Source organism: Loktanella sp. S4079 (genome assembly GCF_000967725.1).
GTDB lineage: Bacteria > Pseudomonadota > Alphaproteobacteria > Rhodobacterales > Rhodobacteraceae > Yoonia.
In genome coordinates this window covers 444,689-470,216 of record NZ_JXYE01000003.1, presented here as the reverse complement: position 1 = coordinate 470,216, position 25,528 = coordinate 444,689, and the positions used below count along the sequence as shown (strand labels likewise).

Sequence of the window (25,528 nt, the reverse complement as noted above, 5' to 3'; positions counted from 1 at the left end):
ATGAGCCTCAGCGCCAAAATCGCTTGGGACGATACCGTCCTGCCATTTCAACTTGATGCTTCCGACATCCGTGGACGGGTGGCGCGGTTAGATGGTGTGCTAGAACAGGTGTTGTCCCAGCACGACTATCCGCAGGTCATCGAAGCGCTTGTCGCCGAGATGGCGTTGCTTACAGCATTGATCGGCCAAACGATGAAGCTGCGTTGGAAGCTTTCGTTGCAGGTTCGCGGGTCTGGTGCCGCACGCCTGATCGCGACAGATTACTACGCGCCAACAGATGATGGTCAGCCGGCACGCATTCGCGCGTATGCGTCTTTTGATGATGAACGTCTTGATCGCGATGCCGAGCCGTTCTCGCAAATTGGTGACGGCTACTTTGCGATTTTGATCGACCAAGGCGAAGGGATGACCCCCTATCAGGGGATCACACCCATTGCGGGCGGTTCGCTTGCCAAATGCGCAGAGACCTATTTTGCTCAGTCAGAGCAGCTCCCGACCCGGTTTTCGCTGAGCTATGGAAGGTCACAAATGCCCGGTGAGGATGCGCATTGGCGTGCAGGCGGCGTGATCTTGCAGCACATGCCCAAAGCATCACCTTCTGTATCCGGCGAAGGTGGTTCTGGCGAGGCTGGTCTCTTGGATGCGAGCGATATTCTGGACGAGGCAGAAGGTGAAAACTGGACGCGCGCAAATACGCTATTGGACACAGTGGACGAGATCGAGCTGATCGGGCCGACCGTTACGCCGACGGATCTGCTCGTGAGGTTGTTCCACGAAGAGCAGCCGCGTGTGTTTGATGCTCAACCCATTTCATTTGGCTGTACATGTTCAGATGATCGCGTCCGCCAAAGCCTGTCGATCTATTCCGCCAAAGAGATTGGCACGATGGTCACGCCCGAAGGCACAGTAACTGCCGATTGTCAGTTCTGTGGTGCGCATTACGTCTTTGACCCCGCCACACTTGGGTTCGAGGCAAAGGATGGCGGTGCCTGATCTGCGCACACGAATTGTGGGTGCGTTGTCCGATTTGGGCAGCGCATCTTCGGATTTTGACCTGAACAAATCTATTCAACCAAACAATCTGACGCAAACGCCAGCGGCAGTTCTTGTTGCGTTTCGCCCTGTGTTAGACACTGTTATTCTCACAAAACGCTCTGCGCGGTTGAAACATCATCCGGGTCAAATTGCATTTCCAGGTGGAAAACAGGACCCTACCGACAAATCCCTGACTGATGCCGCTCTACGCGAAGCAAACGAAGAGATTGGCCTGCCTCTTGGGATTGTTGATGTGCTTGGATCGTTGCCAACGCACCAGACTGTCACCGGGTATCAAGTGACACCAATTGTCGGCATACTGACCCAAGACTTTGAACCCACCCGCGAAGAAGGCGAGGTAAGCGAAATTTTCGAAGTGCCAATTGCGCATCTCGCTAATCCGTCAAATTATCGCATCGAAGGACGGTATTGGCGGGGTCAACTGCGCCAGTATTACGCGGTTCCTTACGGGCCTTATTACATTTGGGGTGCGACTGCGCGTATCTTGCGCGGTCTTGCGGATCGACTGTCATGACAAAGATAGATGCCGATTGGTTGACAGATAATGCCTCGCAACAGGTCTGTCGTCTTCTTACTGACGCTGGGTATCAGGCGTGGTTTGTCGGGGGATGCGTTCGCAATACGCTTTTGAACGAACCTGTCGCCGATCTGGACCTATCAACTGACGCGCACCCCGAGACGGTCATGAGCCTCGCCAAAGCCGCCGGGCTAGATGTGATCCCGACGGGAATTGCACACGGAACAGTCACTATTCTTGCCGAAAACGTCCCATTTGAGGTCACAACCTTTCGCCGCGATGTCGCGACAGATGGCCGTCGTGCGACGGTCGCGTTTGCCGACAACATGACGGATGATGCCCGTCGCCGCGATTTTACGATGAACGCGCTCTATGTTGGTGCTGATGGTCAGGTTGTTGATCCCCTTGGGGGCTTACCTGATTTATACGCCCGAAGGGTCCGTTTCATTGATGATGCCGCGCAACGTATCCAAGAGGACTATCTACGCATTTTGCGGTTCTTTAGGTTCCACGCGTGGTACGGCGCGGCGAACGAGGGGCCAGACCCCGATGGTTTGGCCGCATGTGCTGAAAACGTTGAAGGAATTCAAACGCTCTCTGCCGAGCGGATTACAAGCGAGTTGCTGAAACTGCTTGGCGCGCCCGACCCTGCACCCGCCGTTGCGTCAATGTCAGCGACGGGTGCTTTGGCGCAGGTTCTGCCTGGGGCAGAGGCGACGGTCCTTGCCGTTTTGGTCCATGTTGAGCAGCAGAACAAGCTACCCATCAATCCAATCCGTCGGCTCGCCGTAGTGGGTGGGGATAGATCCGGTTTGAGGCTGTCCAACGAACAAAAGAAACAGGTTTCTCAGACTTTATCTGACCTGACACCCGGTGAGCTTGGCTATCGGTATGGTGCGCGTATTGCCTTGGATAATTTGGCCGTTCGCGCTGCGAGTCTTGGCGTAGAAATAGACCCTATTCAGGCCCAAAAGGCAAAATTTGGCGCGCAGCAAGTCTTTCCCATCAAAGCGATCGATTTAATGCCACAATACCAAGGCCCAGCTCTTGGTCAGGCGCTCAAGGGCGCCGAAGCACGTTGGATTGCGTCTGACTTTACACTTAGTAAGGATGAACTGCTTGGCTGAGTTGTTGCCGCTGTTTGGATTTGTTTTCTTCGGATTGTTCTCACCCGGCCCGAATGTGATCTTGCTCACGACCTCAGGCGCGCGGTTTGGGTTTCGGCGTACCATCCCGCATATCGCTGGTGTTGCTGTTGGCGTGGGGATAACGGCAGGCGTCACCGGTTTTGGCATCGGAACATTGCTTAATGCCTATCCAACGCTCGAATTCATCCTGAAAATCGCGGCGAGTGCCTGGATTTTGTGGATGGCGTTCAATTTGTGGCGGGCGGACCCAGCCAAGGGGGACGGCAGCGATCGCCCATTCACATTTATCGAAGCGGTGTTGTTCCAGTGGATAAACCCCAAGGTTTGGGCTGTGGCGCTCAGCGCGACGGCATATGTCGCAAATCTTGGCCCGCTTGATCAGGCAAAAACCTTGTCGCTGACCTTTTCTGGTTTGAATCTAGGAGTTTGCCTATTCTGGACAGCGGCTGGCGCTATCTTGGCATTTTTGCTGACAAATCAAACAGCATGGCGCGTCTTTATGCGGGTGATGGCCGTCGCATTGGTTGGATTTTCTGTGCTGGTTTTACTCTGACAGAAACCTTGTTATGTCTTTCGCACATGCGAGAGGCAGGATCATGTTTCGCTATTTTGAACGACTGATCGACCCCTATACGAACTACCAAGAAAATGATGTGCCGCCGACGCGGCTCTATCCATTTTTGCGCGCCTATGCAGAGCCGTTTAAGTACATCTTTCTGTTGACGGGAACGCTGTCCGTTATCATCGCAGCGGTTGAAATTTGGCTGCTTGGATATGTCGGGCGTATCGTTGATATTCTGTCAGACGGTTCCCCCCAAGAGGCGTGGGTGCGTAGCGGGGTCGAGATCATCCTTGTCGCGGTCTTTATTCTGACCTTGCGGCCTGCGCTTCATATTGTGCAGGTTTTACTGCTCAATAATACGATATTGCCCAATTTCTCGGCGATGGTGCGGTGGCGTGCACATCGACATGTGCTGCGTCAATCTGTCGGTTGGTTCGAAGATGATTTTGCGGGGCGCATTGCAAACCGCATCATGCAAACGCCATCCGCAGCCGGCGAAGTCGTTTTTCAGCTTTTCGATGCGATTACTTTTGCCTTCGCCTATGTGGTGGGTGCGGCGATTTTGCTGGGCCAAGGTGACCCATGGCTGATCGTTCCGCTCGCGCTTTGGTTTGTGCCATATATGGTACTGCTTCGGTGGGTCGTGCAGCGGATTGGCCCCGCATCAGAGGCATCATCAAATGCGCGCAGCGTGGTCACAGGGCGTGTCGTCGATAGCTATACCAACATTCATTCGGTCAAAATGTTCGCGCACCACGACCGCGAACTGGCCTATGCCAAAGACGCCATCGAGGGGTCGCGCTGCACCTTTCAGGCTGAAATGCGGCTTTATACGATCATGGATATTGCCCTAACCGTCCTGAATGGGCTGCTCATCGTTGGCGTTGTTGGGTGGGCGATCTATCTATGGTTTCATGGCGCGGCAACGCTGGGCGTGGTTGCTGTGGCGACATCGTTGACGCTGCGATTGAACGGAATGTCAGGCTGGATCATGTGGGCGGTCAGCGACTTTTTCCGTGAACTTGGTGTTGTGAGCGAAGGTATGAAAACCATCGCTCAGCCGATCACTCTGACGGATGATGCTGCTGCAAGTACGCTGCAATCAGGACCGGGGGGCGTGAAAATTGATCAGTTATCGCATCACTATGGCAAGAAATCAGGTGGATTGGATGGTATCAATCTGACGATTGAACCGGGGCAACGTGTCGGATTGGTCGGTGAATCAGGCGCAGGGAAGTCGACGCTTGTTAAGCTGCTGCTGCGTTTTTACGACGCCGAACAAGGCAAGATCTCAATCGATACCCAAGATATTGCCACCGTCAGCCAAGAAAGCCTGCGACGCAAGATTGGGATGGTCCAGCAAGATTCATCGCTACTGCATCGGTCAGTTCGCGAAAACATTATGTATGGCAATCCCGACGCAACCGAAGCGGAAATGATCGCCGCCGCCCAAAAGGCCGAGGCCCATGACTTTATTCTGAATTTGGAAGATTCCGAAGGAAACAAAGGTTATGACGCGCGTGTGGGGGAACGCGGTGTGAAACTCTCGGGGGGACAACGCCAGCGGATCGCGCTTGCACGCGTCATGTTGAAGGATGCACCGATCTTGTTACTGGACGAAGCGACCAGCGCCCTAGATAGTGAGGTCGAAGCCGCCATCCAGCAGACCCTATATGGCATGATGCAAGGTAAGACGGTGATCGCTATCGCCCACCGGCTATCGACGATTGCGCAGATGGATCGCATCATTGTTATGGATCACGGCAAAATCGTCGAAGATGGCACCCACGAACAGCTGCTCGCCCAAAATGGCAAGTATGCGCGTTTTTGGGCCCGACAGTCGGGAGGCTTCATCGGACAAAGTGAGCAGGACACAAAATGAAGCTAGAAAACTGGATCGACGCGTTCGAACCTGCCAGTGGACCACCCCCGCAAACCTTGTTGGCCTTTTTGAAATGGTGTGTTGATGGTAGTCTAAAAATCGTCTTTTTCGCAGGATTAGTCTCTGCTTCTGCTGGTGCCCTTGAGGTGGCAACCGCCATGATGCTGGGCTGGGTTATTGATGCGGCTCTGGCTTCTGACCCCGGTTCATATTTTTCGCAAAACGTGCCGTTGCTGGTCGGTGTGACACTTTTCTTTCTTTTGTTGCGGCCCGTTTTCTTGGGTCTGTCTGGTTATTTGCAAAACGTGGTGATTGCGCCGTCACTTAGCAATTTGATCCTATCGCGGTTGCACCGCCACTCCATTGGACAGTCTGTGACGTTCTTTGACGATGATTTCGCTGGGCGCATCGCTCAAAAGCAGATGCAAGCCGCACGTGCTGCCACGGATGTTACAGTGGACATGATCCACACCGTTGCATTTGCGCTGGCATCGTTTGTTGGGTCGATCATTTTGCTGCTAACCATGGACTTGCGTTCCGCCCTGCTGCTGACGGTGTGGGTGATTTGTTACATCGGAATGATCCGTTTCTTCATGCCGCGCATTCGTGCGCGCGCTAAAGCACGTGCCGCTACGCGCGCGATGGTCACGGGGCAGGTTGTTGATACCATTACGAATATCAAGACCGTCAAACTGTTCGCACATGACGATTTCGAAGACCGCGCCGCGATTGAATCGATGATGAACTATCGTGACAAGGCGATCTTTTACGGCAAGCTCTCTGCGGCGTTTCGGTTTTGGCTCATGGCGCTGGGCGGGCTCATTCCTGTTATTTTGGTCGGGGCGACTTTGTATTTTTGGAACTTGGGCACCGCGACCCCCGGCGACATTGCCGCGGCTGGGGCGATTTCCTTGCGGTTGTCCCAGATGACGGGCTGGGTCAGTTTCACGTTGATGGGGATGTATTCCAACATTGGTGAACTCGAAGATGCGATGAATACCCTCAGTCCCGCACATACCCTAGCGGACAAGAAAGACGCCATAGAATTGCGCGCGGATCAGGGGGAAATTGCCCTAGAAGACGTGAGCTTTCGTTACGGTGGGGGACCGGGTGGTCTAAATGGGGTCGATTTGACGGTCAAACCGGGTGAAAAGCTTGGTCTTGTTGGGGCTTCGGGCGCCGGTAAGTCCACTTTGGTAGCGCTGCTGCTGCGTCTTTATGACGCCGAAGAAGGCAGCATACGGATTGACGGTCAGGATGTGCGCGACGTTACCCAACAAAGCCTTCGCAGCCAAATCGCCATGGTGACCCAAGAAACTGCAATGTTTAATCGATCAGCGGTCGATAACATTCGCTATGGGCGCCCGGATGCGACCCAAGACGAAATCGAAGCCGCCGCAACCCAAGCCGAAGCGCATGGCTTTATCCGAGATCTTGAAGACCACAAAGGGCGCAAAGGCTACGCTGCGCATTTGGGTGAACGTGGCGTCAAACTATCTGGCGGCCAGCGTCAACGTATCGCCATTGCGCGTGCAATTCTCAAAGATGCCCCGATTCTGGTGCTTGATGAGGCGACCTCCGCACTAGATTCCGAGGTGGAAGCCTCGATTCAGGCAGGGTTAGAGTCTATTATGGAGGGCAAGACGGTGATTGCCATTGCTCACCGTCTTTCGACGCTGGCGCAAATGGATCGTATCATCGTGCTTGACGCCGGGCGCATTGTTGAACAAGGAACCCACGAAGACCTGTTGGCCAAGGGTGGGCTATATGCGCGCTATTGGAACCGACAGTCTGGTGGTTTCATAGATGCAAAAGATGCGGCGGAATAAATGTTAACAATTGAAAGTTTGACACACCTTGGAATGGGGCGCGCATCGGATGGGCGGTCTTTGTTGCCACGTGTTCTACCCGGTGAAGAAGTCGAAGTTGCCCAAGACGGCACAGTGCGGATTGTCACCCCGTCAACCGATCGCGTTGCAGCATCCTGCCGACATTACAAATCCTGCGGGGGCTGCGCGATGCAGCACGCCACGGATCATTTTGTCGCCGATTGGAAGCTTGGTATCGTTCAAAAGGCTGTTCAGGCACATGGGCTGACGCCTGATTTTCCGGATGTTGCGACTTCGCCTGCGCGTTCGCGCCGCCGGGCAAAGCTATCTGGTCGTCGCACCAAAAAGGGGGCAATGGTTGGTTTTCACGGGCGCGCATCGCATACATTGGTTGCTGTGCCCGACTGCCAACTAATGACGCCTGCGTTGTTGGCAATTCAGCCTGCTCTTGAGGCGCTGACAGTATTGGCCTGTTCACGCAAAGGCGAAATAGACCTAACCGTGACAGATGCAGACCACGGGCCCGATGTTTTTGTTGCAACCGACAAAGATCTCACGCCGCAGCTGCGCATTGAATTGGCTGCATTTGCGAACCAACACGGGTTGTCGCGTTTGGTTTGGAACGATGAACCTGTGGTAACAATTAACGCACCTGCGCAAGACTTTGGCGGAACCAAAGTCACTCCGCCGCCGGGTGCGTTTTTGCAAGCAACAAAACATGGTGAAACATCTCTGTTGGATGCGGTTGAGGCGATCACTGCAAAGGCATCGCGTGTTGTCGATCTGTTTGCGGGCTGCGGCACATTTACCCTGCCTCTCGCGAAACGCGCCGAAGTCCACGCCGTCGAAGGCGAAGCCGATATGCTCGCCGCTTTGGATCGCGGTTGGCGCGAAGGCTATCAATTGCGCAAAGTGACAACGGAAACGCGCGACCTGTTTCGCCGGCCTCTTGAGCCTGATGAACTGCGCCATTTCGATGCAGCCGTCATTGACCCGCCGCGCGCGGGTGCTGAAGCTCAGATCGAAGCGCTTGCCCGCTCAGAGATCAAAACCATTGCGATGGTATCCTGCAACCCCATCACGTTCGCGCGGGATGCAAAGATGCTGACCGACGTTGGATTTGATATGCCATGGGTCCAGACTGTTGATCAGTTCCGCTGGTCACCGCATGTCGAAGTTGTCGCGCCTTTCACACGAAAATGATATCAAAAGGCAAATTTTCCTACCTTTTGCCATAATGTGCGAATATCTTGTGAAAAACGGCGCAGACCGGGACAAGTAGGCAGTGATATGATTTCAAGACGATCAATGATGGTCGGTGCAGCAGCGGGTTTGGCTGGCTGTTCGGCGGGACCGCAGGTTTATACCGGTCCACAAGTGACACGCATTCAAGTATTCAAAGGACAGCGTCGTATGCAGCTTTTGCATAATAATGCGCTGTTAAAGGAATACGGTTTTCAACTGGGCTTTACCCCTGAGGGACACAAAGTGCACGAAGGCGATGGGCGTACCCCCGAGGGCGCATATCTGATTGATCGTCGCAACCCAAACAGCCGTTTTCATCTGTCGTTGGGGATTTCTTATCCCAATTCAAACGATGTGGCGTATGCACGTAGTCAGGGTTTGGACCCGGGTGGGGATATCTTTATTCACGGCACACCCGATCGTTGGGTTGGGCAAACCGATTGGACATGGGGCTGTATCGCCATTTCGAACGATGAAATGGACGAAGTTTACCAGATGGTTCAGACGGGTACCTTGGTGACGATCTACGCTTAGAACGCGACGCTGGGGATGGGTTGCGACATTGCAGGGTCGCTGCCCATGTTCAGGCACCACCACAGTTTGCCTTCGGGTTCTTGGTACCATGCAAATCCCATCGACCGTGCATTTGGATCTAACAAGACAGCGCGCGTGTCAGCTTGGCCCATCCATGCAGCAAGTGTTTGCAGCTCAGTTTCGTAGGATTCCGAGATATTTTCGCCCAACAGTCGCCCCGCAAATCCGGCACGCAATGCGCGGTCAAGCGGGCTGGACCCGTCGGATCCAAACAACCAAGGCCGGTTTTGGATCGACATATCCCGCGCATGTGTTGCCGCCGCCGCATTTAGTTGGGCGTTCAACTCAACAGGGGCGGCACCAGCTTTGGTACGCAATGCGTTGATGCTATCGAGCATCCGAAATTGCACAGCGGCTGCGTCTCTGTCTGAAATGCGATAAACAGTCGGAAGGGGTAAACCGTCTGGCCCTAGCTGGCGTTGTGGTCTTTGACATGCAGCTAGCGTCGTTGCCACCAGCCCCAAGATCATTTCGCGTCGGTACATCGGTCACCTAAATCTAATTCATTGTTTATCTGTAGCGGTATCGGCGCGGCACTTCAAACCCGCATCGTTCTGGCTGACATTTGTTTGAATTGCAGTGTTTGACCATACACTTTAGATTGCATCCTTGAAACGATGTTTACCCAGTTCCGGAGACTGTAATGACAAAGGTTATGTCACGACGTGGTTTTTTGGCTGCCTCTGCCGCTGTAGTCGGTACGGGTGCGGCTGCGCAGACCGCAAATACAACTGAAATCGAAAGCGATATCTCAAGCCGCGTTCAGCGTAATATCTCGAGCTTTCGCTCGTTGGATTGGCAGCCATATTTTAGCAATCTGAATAATGGCGCGATCTTGGTCGATATTCAGTCGCGTGCCCTGCATTACTGGTCCGAAGATCAGTCGATTTACAAACTCTATCCAACAAGTGTGCCACTGACCGACGATTTGACGCGGACTGGTCGGACTGAGGTCACGCGCAAGGTCGAAGGACCAAGTTGGGCGCCGACCCCAGCCATGCGTATTCGTAACCCAGAGTGGCCAGACTTCATCGGGCCGGGTCCAGATAACCCCTTGGGAACCCACGCTTTGTACTTGTCTTGGCAGTACTACCGCATTCACGGCACTCACGACACACGCAAGATCGGTCGCCGGTCTTCGAACGGGTGTATTGGGCTATACAACGAACAGATCGCCCAACTGTTTAGCTATGCCAAAGTTGGTACACAGGTGCTGCTCATTTGAGTTATCAGCCGAATAGGCGACGCGTGAACCAACCACCCAGCCGCGACTGACCTGCGCGGCGGGTCGGCTTGGGGGCGACATAGCTTCTTGGTTCGCTGAACTGACGGCGCAAAGGTTTGCTGCTGTTTTCCACCAGACGAGATGTCTCTTCGTTAAATTCTTTGACCCAATCGGGGACATGCTTTTGTGCCGGCTCCACAACGCGCTGGGTCACCACCTGTTCCTGATGGGGTTGAGAGTTGCGAACGTATTCGTTGGTTTCGGATACCAAACGCGTCAGTGTTTCGCCCAAGTTGTCGCTGGGCTTGAGCAACAGCGGCTTGATCCGATCACGTTTGTCGCTGTCGATGATATCGGACCATTCCCGCGCTGACTGAATCCGGTTTTTAGGCAAGATCGACATGGCTTTGTCGATCGCCTCAAGGAATTCGGGTTCATATTCGTCAAAACGCCCTGCCAGTGGCTCGCACGGATCGGGGTTTTGGCTGGCAAATTCGGCCATCCGCGTTTGGCTGTTTGGCGGAGCTTTGCCCGAAATCAGGTGATAGAAAGTTGCCCCAAGCGCGTAGAGATCGCTGCTTGGTCCTTGTTTACCGCCTGCGAAATAGAATTCTTGTGGGGAATAGCCATCTTTGACGACCAAGACTGCTGACAATTCGCGTGTTTCACGGCTGGCTTCTTCGCGCGCAGCACCAAAGTCGATCAGAACCGGGCTACCCCATTTATCGAGCAGAATGTTGTCAGGCGAAATATCCCGGTGCAGCAAATCCTGACGGTGCACCAGATCAACAGCATCCAGCAGCTTTACAAGGATTTTCTTGATTTGTTTCGGCTTCAGTTGCTGTTCGTCATCTTTGATGATGTTCAGCAGGTCGCGCCCTTCGATCAAATCAAGCACCATATAGGCGGTTTCATTGTCCTCGAAAATGCGGTGAACACCAACAATGTTGGGGTGGCGCATCTTTGCGATTGTGCGCGCCTCTTTCATGAACATCGAAACGATTGACCGGTACTTTTCGTAGTGGGAATCCGATCTGACAAAGACGTTTTTCCCGTCGCGCCGGCAAAATACCTCTGGATAGCATTCTTTGATCACTACGCTGCGTTCAAGATAGTTATCACGGGCAAGATAAGTGATACCGAAACCACCATTGCCAAGTCTACGCCGGATCGTGAACTGATCGCCCAATAGTGCGGTTCCATTCGGCAGCGCCTCGCTCCGCGAGGTTTCATTTGCGATTTTTTCTTGCGTCGCAGCTGTCGTCATGTCCCACCATTAAGCGCGCCAGATTTTAGCGCTTCCCCGAAAAGTACTTGTTAACAATATCCGCATAAATGTGGTCGTAATGCGGCCAACTGGCAAAAAATCGCTTAGTGACAACAAGTTAGATGAACAGTTTTGGAAATATGTCCGTTTTTGTATCCATAATGTAAACAAAATGGGCGAATTTCGCCCATCGATGACTGACGCAACGTCACTGATTCTATTCGAGCCAGCCGAGCAGATTCTTTTCGATGACGCCCGACAGCGCATCGATATGGGCCGGGCTATCGTTCAGGCAGGGCACATAGGTAAAGTCTTGGCCGCCAGCATGTTCAAAGCTTTCTTTGATCTCTTCGTTGATCTCTTCGAGCGTCTCAATGCAGTCAGCCGAAAACGCAGGGGCACAGACCGCGATGTTCTTAACGCCTTCTTCTTTGGCAAGTCGCGCAACCTCTTCAACGGTATAAGGTTTTAACCATTCTTCGGGGCCGAATTTAGACTGGAAAGTCGTCACGATCTGCGTGTCATCCCAGCCCAAGCGTTCCTTGAGCAGGCGGGTCGTTTTCTGACATTGGCAATGGTAGGGGTCGCCCTCGTGCAAATAACGTTCTGGCACGCCGTGATATGAGCAGATCAGCTTTTCAGGCTTTTTCTCGGCTGCGGCATAAGCGGTCTCGATCGACTGGGCGAGCGCCTCAATATAGCTGGGTTCTTCGAAGTATGGCTCGACGATACGTGCCGTTGGCTGCCATTTTTCTTCCATTAATGCCCGAAAGAACTGGTCGTTTGCGGTCGCAGAGGTCGCGCCCGCGTAATGCGGATAGAGCGGAAAGAACAGGATGCGGGTACAGCCTGCCTCGACCATTTCGCGTACCTTGGATTTAGTCGACGGGTTTCCGTACCGCATGCAGAAATCGACCATGACCTTGTCGCCATACCGTTCTTCCATCTTGGTTTTGATGGCTGCGGTTTGCTGTTTGGTGATGGTTAGCAGGGGGCTTTCGTTGGCCTCATTGTTCCAAATGGATTTATAGGCAGCACCCGATTTGAATGGCCGTATGCTGAGGATAATGCCCTGAAGGATGGGCTGCCATTTCCACGATGGATAATCGACCACACGTTTGTCAGATAGAAATTCGCTCAGATATCGACGCATCGGCCAGTAATCGGTGGAATCTGGTGTGCCGAGGTTCGTAAGTAAGATACCGACTTTTGCGGGTTTGATCTTGGGGTGATCAGACGGAGCGTGTGCGGGGCAGGTTGCTGGCTGCGATTTATCAGACATGAGCGTGGCCTCTTGGAACGGAAACTTGGGTCGGAGTTACTTGGATTACGTCCAAGGTCAATCTTTGGATTGATCAACGGGCGTTTCTGTCGCGCCTAACGCATCGGCAAGCCGGGTAATCGCGCTACCCGGACGCAGGGGCTGTTGCTGACCTTCGCCCGGAGACCACCCAGTAAGCGTGATCAATTCGAATGTTGCATCAACGCGTTTATCCGCATTCGAGAAATTCTCGGCGTAGACACATGCGGCTTCGGTTAACACATTGCGCTGGGTAAAATGCTTTGGTCGCGCAGCGAGCGCATTTGCTTCGCCCATCTTACGCAGGTCATGCATCAGGTGGAATGCGTTGGCATAGCTGGCCGTCAACGGCGTGGAATCCGCAACCGGCAGAGCAAACCCCGCCCGTTGGAGCAGCGCGCCCAAATCACGGATTTCACCCATCGGAGCAATCCGCGGCGATAGCCCGCCCGCGACGACCGCTTCGGCCTCGGCAAGCGCCGCACGTAGTTCATGTAGCGTCTGACCACCCAAAAACCCGCACAACATGAGCCCATCTGAACGCAGCGCGCGCCGACATTGCACCAACTGTCCGACGGGATCATTGGCCCAATGCAAAGCCATCACATGCAACACGAGATCATGGGCCTCGGGTTCCAATGCAATGGTCTCTTCGTCGGAGACAACGGTCGCATCGGCAAAGCGCTCGGACCAAAAATCAGGAAATCCAGTCACGATCGCGATCGACGTAAAGGTTCTGTTAACCTCGCTCAGCTTTTCTTGCAGTTCATCGGCAAGCGCTTCGTGCAAGAATAGCGCGTCACGCTCTGCGCGGGCGCGGTTACGCAAAAGGGCGGTACGGTCGACAAGTTCGGGCATATTTTCCATGCCCCCCAGATAGGGCGCAAACATGCGAATGCAAAGCGTGATCCGTGCAATCTACCCTGCGCAATGTGTTTCATGTGGGGTCCAGACGGAGTCTGACTTTGGACTTTGCGGAACATGTTGGCGCGAAACGCAATTCATTGGCGGATTGATCTGCGATAAATGCGGTGCGCCTCTGCCAGGGGAAGATAACGGTGAATTGGTACATTGCGATGAATGCATGACCATCGCACGTCCGTGGGATCATGGGCGCGCTGGGCTTATTTATACAGGGATCGGTCGCAAGCTTGTTCTGGGGCTTAAGCATGGTGATCGCACCGATTTGGCGCGGCCAGCCGCGCTCTGGCTTGCGCGGATCGCGCGTCCATTGGTGAATGAACGAACAGTGCTTGTTCCTGTACCGCTTCATTGGACGCGGCGTGTACGCCGCCGGTACAATCAGGCTGCATTGATCACACATGCCTTGGGTCGTGAAATTGGTGCCACCGTTTGCGCAGATGCATTGATCCGAACAAAGAAAACAAAACCGCTCGAAGGGCACAGCCGCGAACAACGTTTTGCAGCGCTGGCGGATGCCATTGCGCCAAACCCAAAACGCCAACAATACATTGTGGATCGCCCGGTCTTATTGATTGACGATGTGATGACGTCGGGGGCAACCCTCGCGGCGAGCACAGAGGCGTTGATCAGTGGCGGAGCCACGAATGTTTCGATCCTTACTCTGGCACGTGTGGTGAAAGACGCTTAGATGCAGGGAAACGGATCTAAGGATGTCATCATGAAAACTGTGGAAATTTACACCAAATCGACCTGTGGTTTTTGCCACATGGCAAAACGTCTCTTGACCGCCAAGGGTGTCAGCTTTGCAGAGGTCGATATTTTGGATCATCCGGAAAAACGGCCTGAAATGATCCAGCGCGCAGGCGGTCGGACGACCGTGCCACAGATTTTTATTGAAGGAAATCATATAGGTGGCTGCGATGATCTAATGGGACTTGATCGAACAGGTAAGTTGGATGCTATGCTGGCCGTATGAAGGCCGCACTTTTACAGCTCAACGTCAGCGATTCTCCGGAAGCGAACCTGCCCGGAACGGTTGATTTAGTCGCACGCGCCGCATCTTTGGGCGCGGGCTTTATTTTGACGCCCGAAGTGACCAACTGCGTTTCGCAAAGTCGCGCACACCAGCAAGAGGTTCTTCAGCACGAAGAAGACGACATCACCCTCGCGGGGTTGTGCGCCGCCGCCAAGGACAATGGTGTGTGGCTTTCAATTGGTTCGTTGGCCGTCAAAACCGATGATCCTGACGGCCGGTTTGCGAACCGGTCGTTTTTGATTAACCCGTCTGGTGAAATTGTCGCGCGCTATGACAAGATCCATATGTTTGACGTCGCGGTTTCCGAGACTGAGACATACAATGAATCTGCGGGCTATCGGCCCGGATCGCGGGCCGTTGTTGCCGAAACGCCGTTTGGCAAAGTTGGACTGACAGTGTGTTTTGATGTGCGTTTCCCGTATCTTTACAGGGCTTTGGCGCAAGGTGGCGCTGATATCATCTTGGTGCCATCTGCATTTTCGCCTGTAACGGGTGCGGTTCACTGGGAATCGCTGCTGCGCGCACGTGCAATTGAGACGGGGTCTTTCATTCTTGCGGCTGCGCAAACGGGTGAACACGCCTCATCCACGGGCAAACCACGCCGAACTTATGGTCATTCGCTTGCAATTTCGCCTTGGGGCGAGGTGTTGGCGGATTCTGGCTCGGCGCCGGGCATCGCGATGGTTGATATTGACCTCGCAGAAGTGGCAGAAAGCCGGAAACGTATTGCGGCACTTACACAGGACCGCGCTTTCGAAGGCCCTTAATGTCCGAAACTACAAACGATCTTGCCGTTTCACTCTTTAGTGAGATTCTCGTTGTCGACCAGTTGGCAAGGGCAAGCGTTGCACGTGTTCTGCCAAAGGGTATGGAGTTGTCGCATTTTTCGGTTTTGAACCAATTGGGACACGGCGGGTTAGAGCGAACGCCTGCGCAATTGGCCAAGACATTTCATCTGACTCGTGGCGCGATGACAAACACGATCAACAAACTAGAGCGTGCCGGGTGGGTGCATATTCGCCCGGATTGGGATGATGCGCGTCGCAAACTGGTATCCATCAGCCCAGCCGGACAGGCGGCGCGCGACGCGGCCCTTGCAGCCATTGCCCCCGTGATCGCCGAAGTCGTGGCCGAGGTGGGTGCGGAAAAGGTACGTATCGCCCTGCCGGTCTTGCGTGAATTGCGGCTCAAGCTGAGCGCGCTGGAGTAACCCTAGCTGACGGGTTTTGTTGCTGATGTGACGTAGTTTACCGATAGATCACGGTCAGAAATTGACCAAGTAAACCTCGCAAAGTTGAACACAAAACCCTTGCGATCCACAGGGGTCATGCCCGCATTTGCGATCAGAGCGAATAATTCGTCAGGTGTAATGAACTTGGCCCATTCATGCGTACCTTTTGGCAGCCACCGCATGACCCATTCTGCCCCTACAATCGCCATCGCAAAGGATTTTGGGTTCCGGTTGATGGTTGAACAAATATGAATCCCGCCGGGTTTTAGAAGTTGTTGGCATGCCGTCAGATATCCCAAGGGATCTGCCACATGTTCGACCACCTCCATGTTGAGAACCGCATCGAATTGTTCTCCGTCTGCGGCAAGCGCCTCAGCGGTGATGTGGCGATAGTCAATCTCTAGCCCGGATTGTTTGGCGTGCACTTGTGCGACTGGAATGTTTTTTTCGGCAGCATCGGCCCCAACCACCGTCGCCCCAAGCCGTGCCATCGGTTCACACAAAAGCCCGCCGCCGCATCCAATATCGAGAATGCGTAATCCCTCGAATGGTTTTGCATCTGATAGGTCACGACCAAATTCAGCAGCGATCTGTTGCGTGATGTAATCCAATCGCACAGGATTCATCATATGAAGTGGCTTGAATTTTCCGTTCAGGTCCCACCATTCTGCTGCCATGGCCTCGAATTTGGCAATTTCGGATGGGTCGACAGTATTGGTAGCGGACATGCGCTTGCTCCGGATGGTCAGTGCTTACTGAACGCGATATAGGATGATTATGGACAAAGTCGTAGGACAAAAGAGCGCATACGCATATCTTTACCCCGCAATTGACCCATTTGACCGGCGGATGCTTGATGTTGGTGATGGGCATCAAGTCTATTTTGAACAATGCGGCAACCCGGATGGAATCCCTGTTGTGGTGTTGCATGGCGGTCCCGGCGGCGGATGCAGCCCCGCGATGCGTCGTTATTTTGACCCCACAGTGTATCGGATCATTTTGTTTGACCAGCGCGGCTGTGGACGTTCGCGACCCCACGCGAGCGTGGTTGCCAACACGACGTGGCATTTGGTGGCGGATATTGAACTGATCCGTAACACGCTTGGTATTGAAAAATGGGCTGTGTTTGGTGGTAGCTGGGGGGCGACGCTTTCGTTGATTTACGCCCAAGCGCATCCTGAGCGCGTCTTGGGGTTGGCATTGCGCGGTGTGTTCCTGATGACGCAAGCAGAGCTCGACTGGTTTTATGGTGGTGGCGCAGGCAAATTCTGGCCTGATCTTTGGGATCGGTTTACCGCGATCATTCCACCAGAAGAACGCGACGATTTGATTGCGGCCTACAATCGGCGACTGTTCAGTTCTGACCGATCCGAAGAGGTCAAATATGCGCGCGCTTGGGCGTCTTGGGAAAACGCACTGGCGGCGATTGATAGCGACGGTGCCACCGGAGAAGCACCGGCCGAATATGCCCGCGCTTTTGCCAGATTGGAAAACCACTACTTTGTAAACGCGGGTTTCCTGGCCCCGCATCAACAAATTTTACACCCCGATCAGATGGCGAAAATTGCGCATATTCCCGGGGTCATTGTGCAGGGACGATACGACATGATCTGTCCGCCAACGTCTGCGTATAACCTGTCGAAATCGTGGGATAATTCCCGACTGACGATGGTCGGTCGCGCTGGGCATGCTTTGTCCGAACCGGGCATCAGTGCTGCATTGGTCCACAGCATGGATCTGTTCGGAGAGCAGGGGCACTTCTTCGGGGTTTAGGGTTTACAGCTTGATTATAGGCGTTACTGTTACGCCTAACTAACTGGGAACACGTAGTTTTGGACAATGTCCTAAAGATCATCATGCAGCGCCTTGCGCTGGGCCTACTTACTTTGCTTGTCGTATCAGTGGTGATCTTTGTTGCCGTCAATATGCTACCGGGCGATTTTGCGCAGGCAATATTGGGGCAGGGTGCCACCGCAGAATCCGTCGCTGCCATTCGTCGTGATTTAGGTTTGGATCAATCGCTATTCACCAGATATTTTGATTGGCTTGGCGGTGTGGTTCAGGGAGATTTCGGGACCAGTTTTGCCAGCGCTAATGCGGCGAATTTTAGTGGTACGAATTCTGGTGTGACCACAGTTGCCCAGCAGATTGCACCGCGTTTTGCGAATACAATGTTTTTAGCGGCAGTGACCGCTGTCATTGCTGTGCCAGTTTCGATTACCTTGGGCATTCTTGCCGCGCTTTACCGCAACTCGCTGTTTGATCGCGCGACAAACATTTTTACCTTGTCGTCGATCTCCAGCCCCGAGTTCTTTTTGGCTTATGTGCTGATCTTGTTCCTTGCGGTGGTGAATCCGATCTTTCCGTCTTTGTCGAATATCTATGAAGGCATGGCATTCAGCGAACGACTGAACAAATCAATGCTGCCTGCGCTGGTTCTGACATTGGTTGTCACGGCGCATATGATGCGGATGACACGGGCGGCGATTATCAATCTGCTGGCCAGCCCCTATATTGAGATGGCGCGCCTCAAGGGGATTTCGCCAATGCGTGTCATCGTAAAGCACGCGCTGCCCAATGCGCTTGCACCGATTATCAATGTGGTTGCGCTGAACCTTGCCTATCTGATCACAGGTGTCGTCGTCGTCGAGGTAGTTTTTGTCTATCCCGGCATCGGTCAGCTTTTCGTGGATAGCGTTAAATTGCGGGACATCCCTGTTGTGCAGGCCTGCTGCCTGATTTTTGCGGCGGCATATATTCTGCTGAACCTGACGGCTGATATTATGTCCATCCTGTCCAATCCGCGCCTGAGGCACCCGAAATGATGATTTGGATTTTAGCAGCGCTGGTTGGTATGGGCGCTTTGGCGTGGGGATTTCGATTTGCGGGGCAGCAAGTCACCGGGCAAAAGCCTGTCTTTCGTGACATGCCATTTGGGGTGGCCTATGGGTATGTCTTGGCCGGCTTTGCGGCGTGCTGCTTGGTTTGGGCCTACTATCAGGGACACAGTAGCGATCCATTGGTCGCGAATAAGTTCTTTTTTCTGCGTATCGGCATCGAAGGTTTCATCATTTTCGCGATAGCGGCGTGGCTGTTCCGCCTTGCTGGTCGTAATGTTGGTACAGCTTGGACCAAGAAACTATTTCGTGCCATGCCGCTGACTGCGGCATTTGGCATCCTCATTATCCTGATTTATGCCGTTCTGGCGATCTTTGCGGGCGCTCTTGCTCCTTATGGGCAAGAGCAGATTATCCCCGGCGTTGCGGCGAATATTACACCCGGTGGTGATCCTGCTTTGGGTGGGAACCCAGATTTCCCGCTTGGGACAGATCAAATCGGGCGCGATATCCTAAGCCGCTTGATCTATGGCGCGCAGAACACCGTTGGGATCGCTTTTGCGACAACGCTTTTGGCGTTTTTCCTCGGCGGGGCATTCGGGTTCTTGGCGGCGACCTTTGGCGGCTGGCTGGATCAAATCCTGTCGCGTATGGTCGATGTTTTGATGGCTATTCCATCGCTTATCTTTGCGCTGCTGTTGATGACAATCGCAAGCGTATGGGCACCGCGTTTGGGCGTGCCTCTGACTGTGTTCATGGTTGTGATCATTGCGGTGATCGATAGTACACGGGTGTTTCGCCTATCGCGAGCGGTCGGGCAGAACATTGTGGTCATGGACTATATTGAGGCTGCCAAACTCCGCGGCGAGGGTTTGGGCTATCTCATCTTTCGTGAAATTCTGCCCAATGCGACCGCACCGTTGCTGGCGGAATTTGGACTGCGGTTCTGTTTTGTCTTTTTGACAATTGCTGCGCTGTCGTTCCTTGGTGTGGGAATCCAGCCACCGCTGGCCGATTGGGGCACTATGGTGCGTGATCTGAGCAGTTTTGTGAACTACGCGCAATTTGCGCCAATGGCAGCGACAGCGCCATTGCTGGCGGCGGGTGCAATTGCCTTGCTGACGGTAGCGGTGAACTTTGTCGTTGATTGGATGCTACACAAATCATCGGGGCTAAAAGAATGACCGAAACGCTGTTGAAAATGCGCGGCGTTCAAATCGAAGGCCGCAGCGATGAAACATGGAACCCGATTATCAACGGCGTTGATCTGACGCTTGCGCGTGGCGAGGTGCTTGGGCTGATTGGTGAATCCGGCGCGGGCAAATCCACGCTGGGTTTGGCAGCGATGGGGTATACTCGTGACGGCGTGCGCGTCAGTGGCGGCTCGGTCGAATTTGATGGGATTGATCTGCTCGCGGCCTCTGCTGCGGTAAAACGTGATTTGTTGGGCAAACGGATCGCCTATGTGGCGCAATCTGCGGCGGCCAGCTTTAACCCTGCGCATCGGTTGATTGATCAACATGTCGAAGGGCCAACCCAGCACAACGTCATGAGCCGCGCCGAGAGCGAGGCAGACGGGATCGAGCTGTACCGCAAATTGCGGTTGCCAAATCCAGATGAGATTGGTTTCCGCTATCCGCATCAGGTTTCTGGTGGCCAATTGCAGCGCGCGATGACTGCGATGGCGATGTCGTGTCGGCCAGATTTGATCGTTTTTGATGAACCGACCACCGCGTTGGATGTGACGACCCAGATCGAAGTCCTATCCGCGATCCGTGATATTGTGGAACAATTCGGAACGGCAGCGATTTATATTACGCATGATCTGGCTGTTGTGGCGCAGATGGCGGATCGGATTAAGGTATTGTTGCGCGGTGACGAGGTCGAAACCGCCGATACGCGTACCATGCTAAATGCACCGCAGAAAGAATACACCAAGTCGTTGTGGGCAGTGCGGAGTTTTGAACGTCCGGCCAAGCCAGCCATCGCGACTGGCGCGGTGCCAGCGATCAGTATCCAGAATGTCGACGCCGCCTATGGTACGACACCCGTTTTGCATGACGTGAGCTTTGACATGCATGCAGGGCGCACCGTTGCAGTTGTGGGTGAATCCGGTTCCGGCAAATCGACAACAGCACGCTGCATTACGGGGCTGTTGCCGCCAAAGTCTGGGCAAATCTTGCTCGACGGAGAGCCGCTGCCTCTGAATTACAAGAAACGCAGCAAAGATCAGCTGCGTCAGGTGCAGATGATCTATCAGATGGCGGATACCGCGCTCAATCCGCGGATGTCCATTGGCAAGATTATCGGTCGCCCCGTGCAATTCTATCTGGGTCTGACAGGGGCAGAGAAACGCAAGCGCGTCGATCAACTGCTCGAACAGATCGAATTGGACCCGGCAGAGTATTACAACCGATTGCCGTCAGAGCTCTCTGGTGGACAAAAGCAGCGTGTCGGGATCGCGCGTGCGCTTGCTGCGGAACCGAAATTCATTATCTGCGATGAGGTCACCTCGGCACTGGATCAATTGGTTGCCGAAGGGATTTTGCGTCTGCTCGCAAAGCTTCAAGATGAACTGTCGTTGTCTTATATGTTTATCACCCATGATCTTGCGACAGTGCGGGCGATCGCGGACGAGGTTGTGGTGATGAAGGATGGGCGCGTCGTCGAACAAGGTGCGAAGCACGATATGTTTAAACCGCCACACCACCCTTACACGGATTTGCTGCTAAGCTCGGTGCCTGAGATGGACCCTGACTGGCTGAGCAATCTGCTCGAGCAACGCGGAGTTGATAACATCGGCGATGCAGCCGTTGATAAGATGTAACACGAATCGACCAAGAAATTTAGAACTGAACGGGCATGTCATGCTCGCCAAAGATAACTGGGAGAACGATCAATGAATGGAATTAGTAGACGTGGTCTATTGAAAACAGGTGCCGCCGCTGGTGTGCTTGGGCTGACGGGTATGCCGCTGCGCGCGCAAACACGTGGCGGAAAGCTGACCGTTGGTTTGAACGGTGCAAACACCTCTGACAACTGGGATGGTCGGACACACGCTGACATGTTCATGATCGGTGCTGCCATGGGTGCCGTATTTGACTGTTTGACAGAAAACGGTGCTGACGGATCTCTCAAGGGAGAGCTGGCCGAAAGCTGGGAAGCGTCCCCCGATGCCAAGGTTTGGACATTTAACCTGCGCCAAGGCGTGACATTCCATAACGGCAAATCCTTTGGCGCTGACGACGTGATTGAATCGCTTCAACTGCACGTGGCTGAGGGTTCGAAATCTGGCGCGCAGCCAATCGTATCTGCCATCACTGAGATGAAGAAAATCACAGAACATCAGGTGCAGTTCACACTGGCGTCTGGGAATGCTGATTTCCCATATTTGATGTCTGATTATCACCTACTGATCTATCCTGCTGGCCAGATTGACGAAGCAATCGCAAACGGCATCGGTACGGGCCTTTACGCGGTTGCAGCGTTTGATCCGGGTGTGCGTTTCGTTGGTAAGCGCGTCGAAAACCACTACAAGGGCGACAGCGCAGGTTTCTTTGATGAAATCGAATACATCGCGATCAACGACAACACGGCACGGATGAATGCGCTGCTGACAGGTCAAGTGGATGCGATTAACCGGATCGACTTTAAGTCCGAGGCTCTGCTGAAAGCCAACCCAGCGGTCCGCATTCAAGAAGTTACCGGCAACCAGCACTACACCTTCCCGATGCATACGGACACTGCGCCGTTCAACGATGTAAACGTCCGTCAGGCGCTGAAATATGGTCTGAACCGTCAGGAAATGGTTGATAAGATCCTGTTGGGCCATGGTCAGGTCGGTAACGACAGCCCAATTGGTCCAGCAAACCAATACTACAACGCAGATATGGAACAGCTTGCCTATGATCCAGACAAGGCCAAGTTCCACCTGCAGCAAGCAGGTCTGGATAGCCTGACCGTTGATTTGTCGGCATCTAATGCAGCATTTGAAGGTGCAGTTGACGCCGCGCAATTGTTCCAAGCATCGGCTGCCGCGTCAGGGATCAACATCAATGTCGTGCAGGAACCTGCAGACGGATATTGGTCAAACGTTTGGCTGAAGAAGCCATTCTGTGCTTGCTATTGGTCTGGCCGTGCGACCGAAGATTGGATGTTCTCATCCGCTTATGAAGCGGGCGTGCCATGGAACGACACCAAATGGGACAACGCGCGCTTCCAAGAGCTGCTGCTAACAGCACGCGCGGAATTGGATAGCGACAAGCGCCGCGAACAGTATGGCGAAATGCAGCAAATCCTTAGCACCGAAGGTGGGGCGCTGGTCCCAATGTTCGCGAACTACGTCCAAGCTGTGAACAACCGCATCGCGTCGCCAGATACCATCGGTAACCTGTGGCAGATGGACAACTGCCGCATGGCCGAACGCTGGTCAGTCGCATAAACCCCAACTAAAAGATATATAAACACCCCGCCAATTGGTGGGGTGTTTTGCGTTTTTGACTTAGCATGCACCTCACATGAGCATGTTTTTAAGTGCTCGATCAAAGTCGGCTTGCAGACTCAGCTTTATCGGCGTATATGATCCGCAATAGCGGCGCCTTGGCTTCCAACCCCAACGGCTCCACCGGGAAATACCAACGGGCCGCGCGCCCGTTTTTTTGTGCTTGAGAGAGATATGAACGACCTGATCGCTAAAGCGGCCATCGACCGCCGTATCGCAGAAATTGTCATCCCTGTCGTCGAAGACATGGGGTTCGAAGTTGTGCGCGTGCGATTGATGTCAGGTAAGGAAACTATTCTTCAGATTATGGTGCAAAAACCTGATGGCACCATGGAAGTAGACGATTGCGGTGAAGTGTCCACAGCGCTAAGCGCGGTGCTGGACGTCGAAGATCCGATTGTCGATATCTATAATCTAGAAGTTTCCAGCCCTGGAATTGATCGCCCACTGACCCGTCTCAAAGATTTCGATCTATGGGAAGGATTTGAAGCCAAAATTGAGACCGAAGAGCTGATCGACGGCCGCCGCCGCTTTAAGGGGGTTTTGGCTGGGACCGAAGGCGACGAAATCCTGATCACAATCGCCGAAGGCACGATTGGATTGAAATTCGAATGGCTGTCAGATGCCAAGCTGGTTTTGACAGATGAACTGATCCGCGACGTTTTGCGCGGGCGCAAGGATGCGGGTCAGATTGACGAGGCCCAATTTGATGAAATTGAAACTATAATCGACGGTGAGGAGAACACCTGATGGCATATACTTCCGCGAACCAGCTGGAACTGTTGCAAACGGCTGAAGCTGTCGCACGCGAGAAAAATATTGAACCCGGCTTGGTTGTCGAAGCGATGGAAGAGTCGCTCGCTCGGGCGGCAAAATCGCGTTATGGCGCCGAAATGGACATTCGTGTTTCCATCGACCGCAAGACTGGCAAGGCAACATTTACGCGCGTTCGGACTGTCGTCGAAGATGAAGAGCTGGAAAACTACCAAGCTGAGTTCACTGTTGAACAAGCAAAGCAGTACATGGACAACCCTGAAGTGGGCCAACAGTTCATAGAAGAAGTTCCGCCTGTAGAACTCGGCCGTATCGCTGCGCAATCTGCCAAGCAGGTTATTTTGCAAAAAGTCCGCGAAGCAGAGCGTGACAAGCAGTACGAAGAATTCAAAGACAAGGCCGGTACAATCATCAACGCGCTGGTGAAGCGCGAAGAATACGGCAATGTCATCGTTGACGTAGGTGCCGGTGAGGCCGTTCTGCGCCGCAATGAAAAAATCGGCCGCGAGGCATACCGCCCGAACGATCGTATTCGTTGCTACATCAAAGAAGTCCGCCGCGAACAGCGTGGTCCGCAGATCTTCCTTTCGCGTACAGCGCCAGAATTCATGGCTGAACTGTTCAAGATGGAAGTTCCTGAAATCTATGAAGGCGTGATTGAAATCAAAGCAGTGGCCCGTGATCCCGGTTCACGTGCAAAGATTGCTGTGATCTCTTATGACGGTTCCATTGATCCAGTGGGTGCCTGTGTTGGTATGCGCGGTAGCCGTGTTCAGGCTGTTGTGAACGAATTGCAGGGCGAAAAGATCGACATCATTCCTTGGAATGAAGATATGCCGACTTTCCTTGTGAACGCGCTTCAACCTGCTGAAGTGTCCAAAGTTGTTCTGGACGAAGAAGCTGGCAAAATCGAAGTTGTCGTTCCTGATGAGCAATTGTCGCTGGCCATCGGTCGCCGTGGTCAGAACGTGCGCCTTGCTTCGCAACTGACTGGTCTGGATATCGACATCCTAACCGAAGAAGAAGAATCCAAGCGTCGTCAGGCAGAATTCGAACTGCGCACGAAATTGTTCATGGATACCCTTGATCTGGACGAGTTCTTTGCCCAACTACTAGTTTCTGAAGGGTTCACGAACCTCGAAGAAGTTGCATACGTTGAAGTTGACGAACTGCTGGTCATCGAAGGTGTCGATGAAGATACCGCAAGCGAACTGCAAGCACGTGCGCGCGATTACCTAGAAGCCAAAGCCAAAGAGGCGATGGATGCGGCCGTTGCGCTGGGCGTCGAAGACAGCCTTGTTAACTTTGAAGGTCTGACACCACAGATGCTGGAAGCACTTGGTAAAGACGGCGTTAAGACGCTCGAAGACTTTGCGACATGCGCCGATTGGGAGCTTGCAGGTGGTTGGACCATCGTCAACGGCGAGCGGACCAAAGACGAAGGCGTACTTGAGCCATTCGATGTGTCTTTGGAAGAAGCGCAAAACATGGTCATGACCGCACGTGTGATGTTGGGCTGGGTTGATCCGGCTGAACTCGAAGCGGACACAGACGATGAAGAAGAGCTGACAGAGGAAGAAGAGGCCTAAGTTTAGGCCTT

25 protein-coding genes are annotated in these 25,528 nt (G+C 53.6%); 20 read left to right on the top strand and 5 right to left on the bottom strand.

Features of this window, described 5'->3' with window-relative positions:
- From hslO to TW80_RS11535, 8 genes are all read left to right on the top strand, one after another.
- Entirely contained in the window at positions 1-993 is a 993-nt protein-coding gene (hslO, locus tag TW80_RS11570; RefSeq protein ID WP_045997533.1) for an Hsp33 family molecular chaperone HslO, read from the top strand.
- Positions 986-1,570, top strand: a complete 585-nt coding sequence (locus TW80_RS11565; RefSeq protein ID WP_045997669.1) for a CoA pyrophosphatase — start codon at positions 986-988, stop codon at positions 1,568-1,570. Before hslO ends, TW80_RS11565 begins: the two co-directional genes overlap by 8 nt.
- Entirely contained in the window at positions 1,567-2,700 is a 1,134-nt protein-coding gene (locus TW80_RS11560; protein ID WP_045997532.1) for a CCA tRNA nucleotidyltransferase, read from the top strand. Before TW80_RS11565 ends, TW80_RS11560 begins: the two co-directional genes overlap by 4 nt.
- Positions 2,693-3,274: a LysE family translocator gene (locus TW80_RS11555; protein WP_239450536.1), complete on the top strand. Its 582-nt coding sequence runs from the start codon at positions 2,693-2,695 to the stop codon at positions 3,272-3,274. The genes TW80_RS11560 and TW80_RS11555 overlap by 8 nt, the downstream gene beginning before the upstream one ends.
- Positions 3,275-3,317: 43 nt before the next feature.
- Positions 3,318-5,165: an ABC transporter ATP-binding protein gene (locus TW80_RS11550; protein ID WP_045997530.1), complete on the top strand. Its 1,848-nt coding sequence runs from the start codon at positions 3,318-3,320 to the stop codon at positions 5,163-5,165.
- Positions 5,162-6,994: an ABC transporter ATP-binding protein gene (locus tag TW80_RS11545; RefSeq protein WP_045997529.1), complete on the top strand. Its 1,833-nt coding sequence runs from the start codon at positions 5,162-5,164 to the stop codon at positions 6,992-6,994. Before TW80_RS11550 ends, TW80_RS11545 begins: the two co-directional genes overlap by 4 nt.
- Positions 6,995-8,197, top strand: coding sequence for a class I SAM-dependent RNA methyltransferase (locus tag TW80_RS11540; RefSeq protein WP_045997528.1), 1,203 nt, complete (start codon positions 6,995-6,997; stop codon positions 8,195-8,197). It abuts the gene before it with no gap.
- Positions 8,198-8,284: 87 nt separating this feature from the next.
- Positions 8,285-8,773 (top strand): L,D-transpeptidase family protein, encoded by a 489-nt coding sequence (locus tag TW80_RS11535; RefSeq protein WP_239450535.1) that lies wholly within the window; start codon positions 8,285-8,287, stop codon positions 8,771-8,773.
- Here TW80_RS11535 and TW80_RS11530 read toward each other — a convergent pair.
- Positions 8,770-9,318, bottom strand: a complete 549-nt coding sequence (locus TW80_RS11530; RefSeq protein ID WP_045997527.1) for a CAP domain-containing protein — start codon at positions 9,316-9,318, stop codon at positions 8,770-8,772. The two genes, TW80_RS11535 and TW80_RS11530, sit on opposite strands and share 4 nt — an antisense overlap.
- A 158-nt stretch (positions 9,319-9,476) precedes the next feature.
- Between TW80_RS11530 and TW80_RS11525 the strand changes: the two genes are divergently transcribed.
- The gene (locus TW80_RS11525) at positions 9,477-10,058 is read left to right on the top strand and encodes a L,D-transpeptidase (protein ID WP_045997526.1); all 582 of its coding nucleotides are present in this window, start codon (positions 9,477-9,479) and stop codon (positions 10,056-10,058) included.
- Positions 10,059-10,062: 4 nt separating this feature from the next.
- Here the strand turns inward: TW80_RS11525 and TW80_RS11520 are convergent, their stop codons facing one another.
- The 3 genes from TW80_RS11520 to TW80_RS11510 form a co-directional block, all read right to left on the bottom strand.
- Positions 10,063-11,325 carry a serine/threonine protein kinase gene (locus tag TW80_RS11520; protein ID WP_084625768.1) on the bottom strand — a complete coding sequence of 421 codons (1,263 nt, stop codon included), beginning with the start codon at positions 11,323-11,325 and terminating at the stop codon, positions 10,063-10,065.
- Positions 11,326-11,542: 217 nt separating this feature from the next.
- Entirely contained in the window at positions 11,543-12,607 is a 1,065-nt protein-coding gene (hemH, locus tag TW80_RS11515) for a ferrochelatase (RefSeq protein ID WP_045997525.1), read from the bottom strand.
- Between the two features lie 57 nt (positions 12,608-12,664).
- Positions 12,665-13,492, bottom strand: a complete 828-nt coding sequence (locus tag TW80_RS11510) for a methyltransferase domain-containing protein (protein WP_045997666.1) — start codon at positions 13,490-13,492, stop codon at positions 12,665-12,667.
- 22 nt (positions 13,493-13,514) lie between these two features.
- On the opposite strand from TW80_RS11510, the gene TW80_RS11505 reads away from it, so the two are divergent.
- Genes TW80_RS11505 through TW80_RS11490 form a run of 4 tightly spaced genes read left to right on the top strand, consistent with a single transcriptional unit; the run spans position 13,515 to position 15,795 of the window.
- Positions 13,515-14,237, top strand: coding sequence for a ComF family protein (locus TW80_RS11505; RefSeq protein WP_045997524.1), 723 nt, complete (start codon positions 13,515-13,517; stop codon positions 14,235-14,237).
- A gap of 30 nt (positions 14,238-14,267) precedes the next feature.
- A complete protein-coding gene (gene grxC / locus TW80_RS11500) occupies positions 14,268-14,525 on the top strand; it encodes a glutaredoxin 3 (RefSeq protein WP_045997665.1) in 258 nt (85 codons plus the stop codon).
- The gene (locus tag TW80_RS11495; protein ID WP_045997523.1) at positions 14,522-15,352 is read left to right on the top strand and encodes a carbon-nitrogen hydrolase family protein; all 831 of its coding nucleotides are present in this window, start codon (positions 14,522-14,524) and stop codon (positions 15,350-15,352) included. The genes grxC and TW80_RS11495 overlap by 4 nt, the downstream gene beginning before the upstream one ends.
- Positions 15,352-15,795 carry a MarR family winged helix-turn-helix transcriptional regulator gene (locus tag TW80_RS11490; protein WP_045997522.1) on the top strand — a complete coding sequence of 148 codons (444 nt, stop codon included), beginning with the start codon at positions 15,352-15,354 and terminating at the stop codon, positions 15,793-15,795. Before TW80_RS11495 ends, TW80_RS11490 begins: the two co-directional genes overlap by 1 nt.
- 2 nt (positions 15,796-15,797) lie before the next feature.
- On the opposite strand, the gene ubiG is transcribed toward TW80_RS11490, so the two are convergent.
- Positions 15,798-16,544, bottom strand: a complete 747-nt coding sequence (gene ubiG, locus TW80_RS11485) for a bifunctional 2-polyprenyl-6-hydroxyphenol methylase/3-demethylubiquinol 3-O-methyltransferase UbiG (RefSeq protein WP_045997521.1) — start codon at positions 16,542-16,544, stop codon at positions 15,798-15,800.
- A gap of 49 nt (positions 16,545-16,593) precedes the next feature.
- On the opposite strand from ubiG, the gene pip reads away from it, so the two are divergent.
- The 7 genes from pip to nusA all read left to right on the top strand — a co-directional run bounded on the left by pip (position 16,594) and on the right by nusA (position 25,517).
- Positions 16,594-17,589 (top strand): prolyl aminopeptidase, encoded by a 996-nt coding sequence (pip, locus tag TW80_RS11480; protein WP_045997664.1) that lies wholly within the window; start codon positions 16,594-16,596, stop codon positions 17,587-17,589.
- 59 nt (positions 17,590-17,648) lie between these two features.
- On the top strand, positions 17,649-18,641 hold the full coding sequence (locus tag TW80_RS11475; protein ID WP_045997520.1) for an ABC transporter permease: 993 nt from the start codon (positions 17,649-17,651) through the stop codon (positions 18,639-18,641).
- A complete protein-coding gene (locus tag TW80_RS11470) occupies positions 18,641-19,837 on the top strand; it encodes an ABC transporter permease (protein ID WP_045997663.1) in 1,197 nt (398 codons plus the stop codon). The genes TW80_RS11475 and TW80_RS11470 overlap by 1 nt, the downstream gene beginning before the upstream one ends.
- On the top strand, positions 19,834-21,480 hold the full coding sequence (locus TW80_RS11465; protein WP_045997519.1) for an ABC transporter ATP-binding protein: 1,647 nt from the start codon (positions 19,834-19,836) through the stop codon (positions 21,478-21,480). The genes TW80_RS11470 and TW80_RS11465 overlap by 4 nt, the downstream gene beginning before the upstream one ends.
- A 72-nt stretch (positions 21,481-21,552) precedes the next feature.
- Complete coding sequence (locus TW80_RS11460) at positions 21,553-23,094, top strand: ABC transporter substrate-binding protein (protein WP_045997518.1); 1,542 nt, start codon at positions 21,553-21,555, stop codon at positions 23,092-23,094.
- Positions 23,095-23,328: 234 nt separating this feature from the next.
- Positions 23,329-23,904, top strand: coding sequence for a ribosome maturation factor RimP (rimP, locus tag TW80_RS11455; protein ID WP_045997517.1), 576 nt, complete (start codon positions 23,329-23,331; stop codon positions 23,902-23,904).
- Positions 23,904-25,517, top strand: a complete 1,614-nt coding sequence (gene nusA, locus TW80_RS11450) for a transcription termination factor NusA (RefSeq protein WP_045997516.1) — start codon at positions 23,904-23,906, stop codon at positions 25,515-25,517. The genes rimP and nusA overlap by 1 nt, the downstream gene beginning before the upstream one ends.
- The last annotated feature ends 11 nt before the right edge of the window (positions 25,518-25,528 follow it).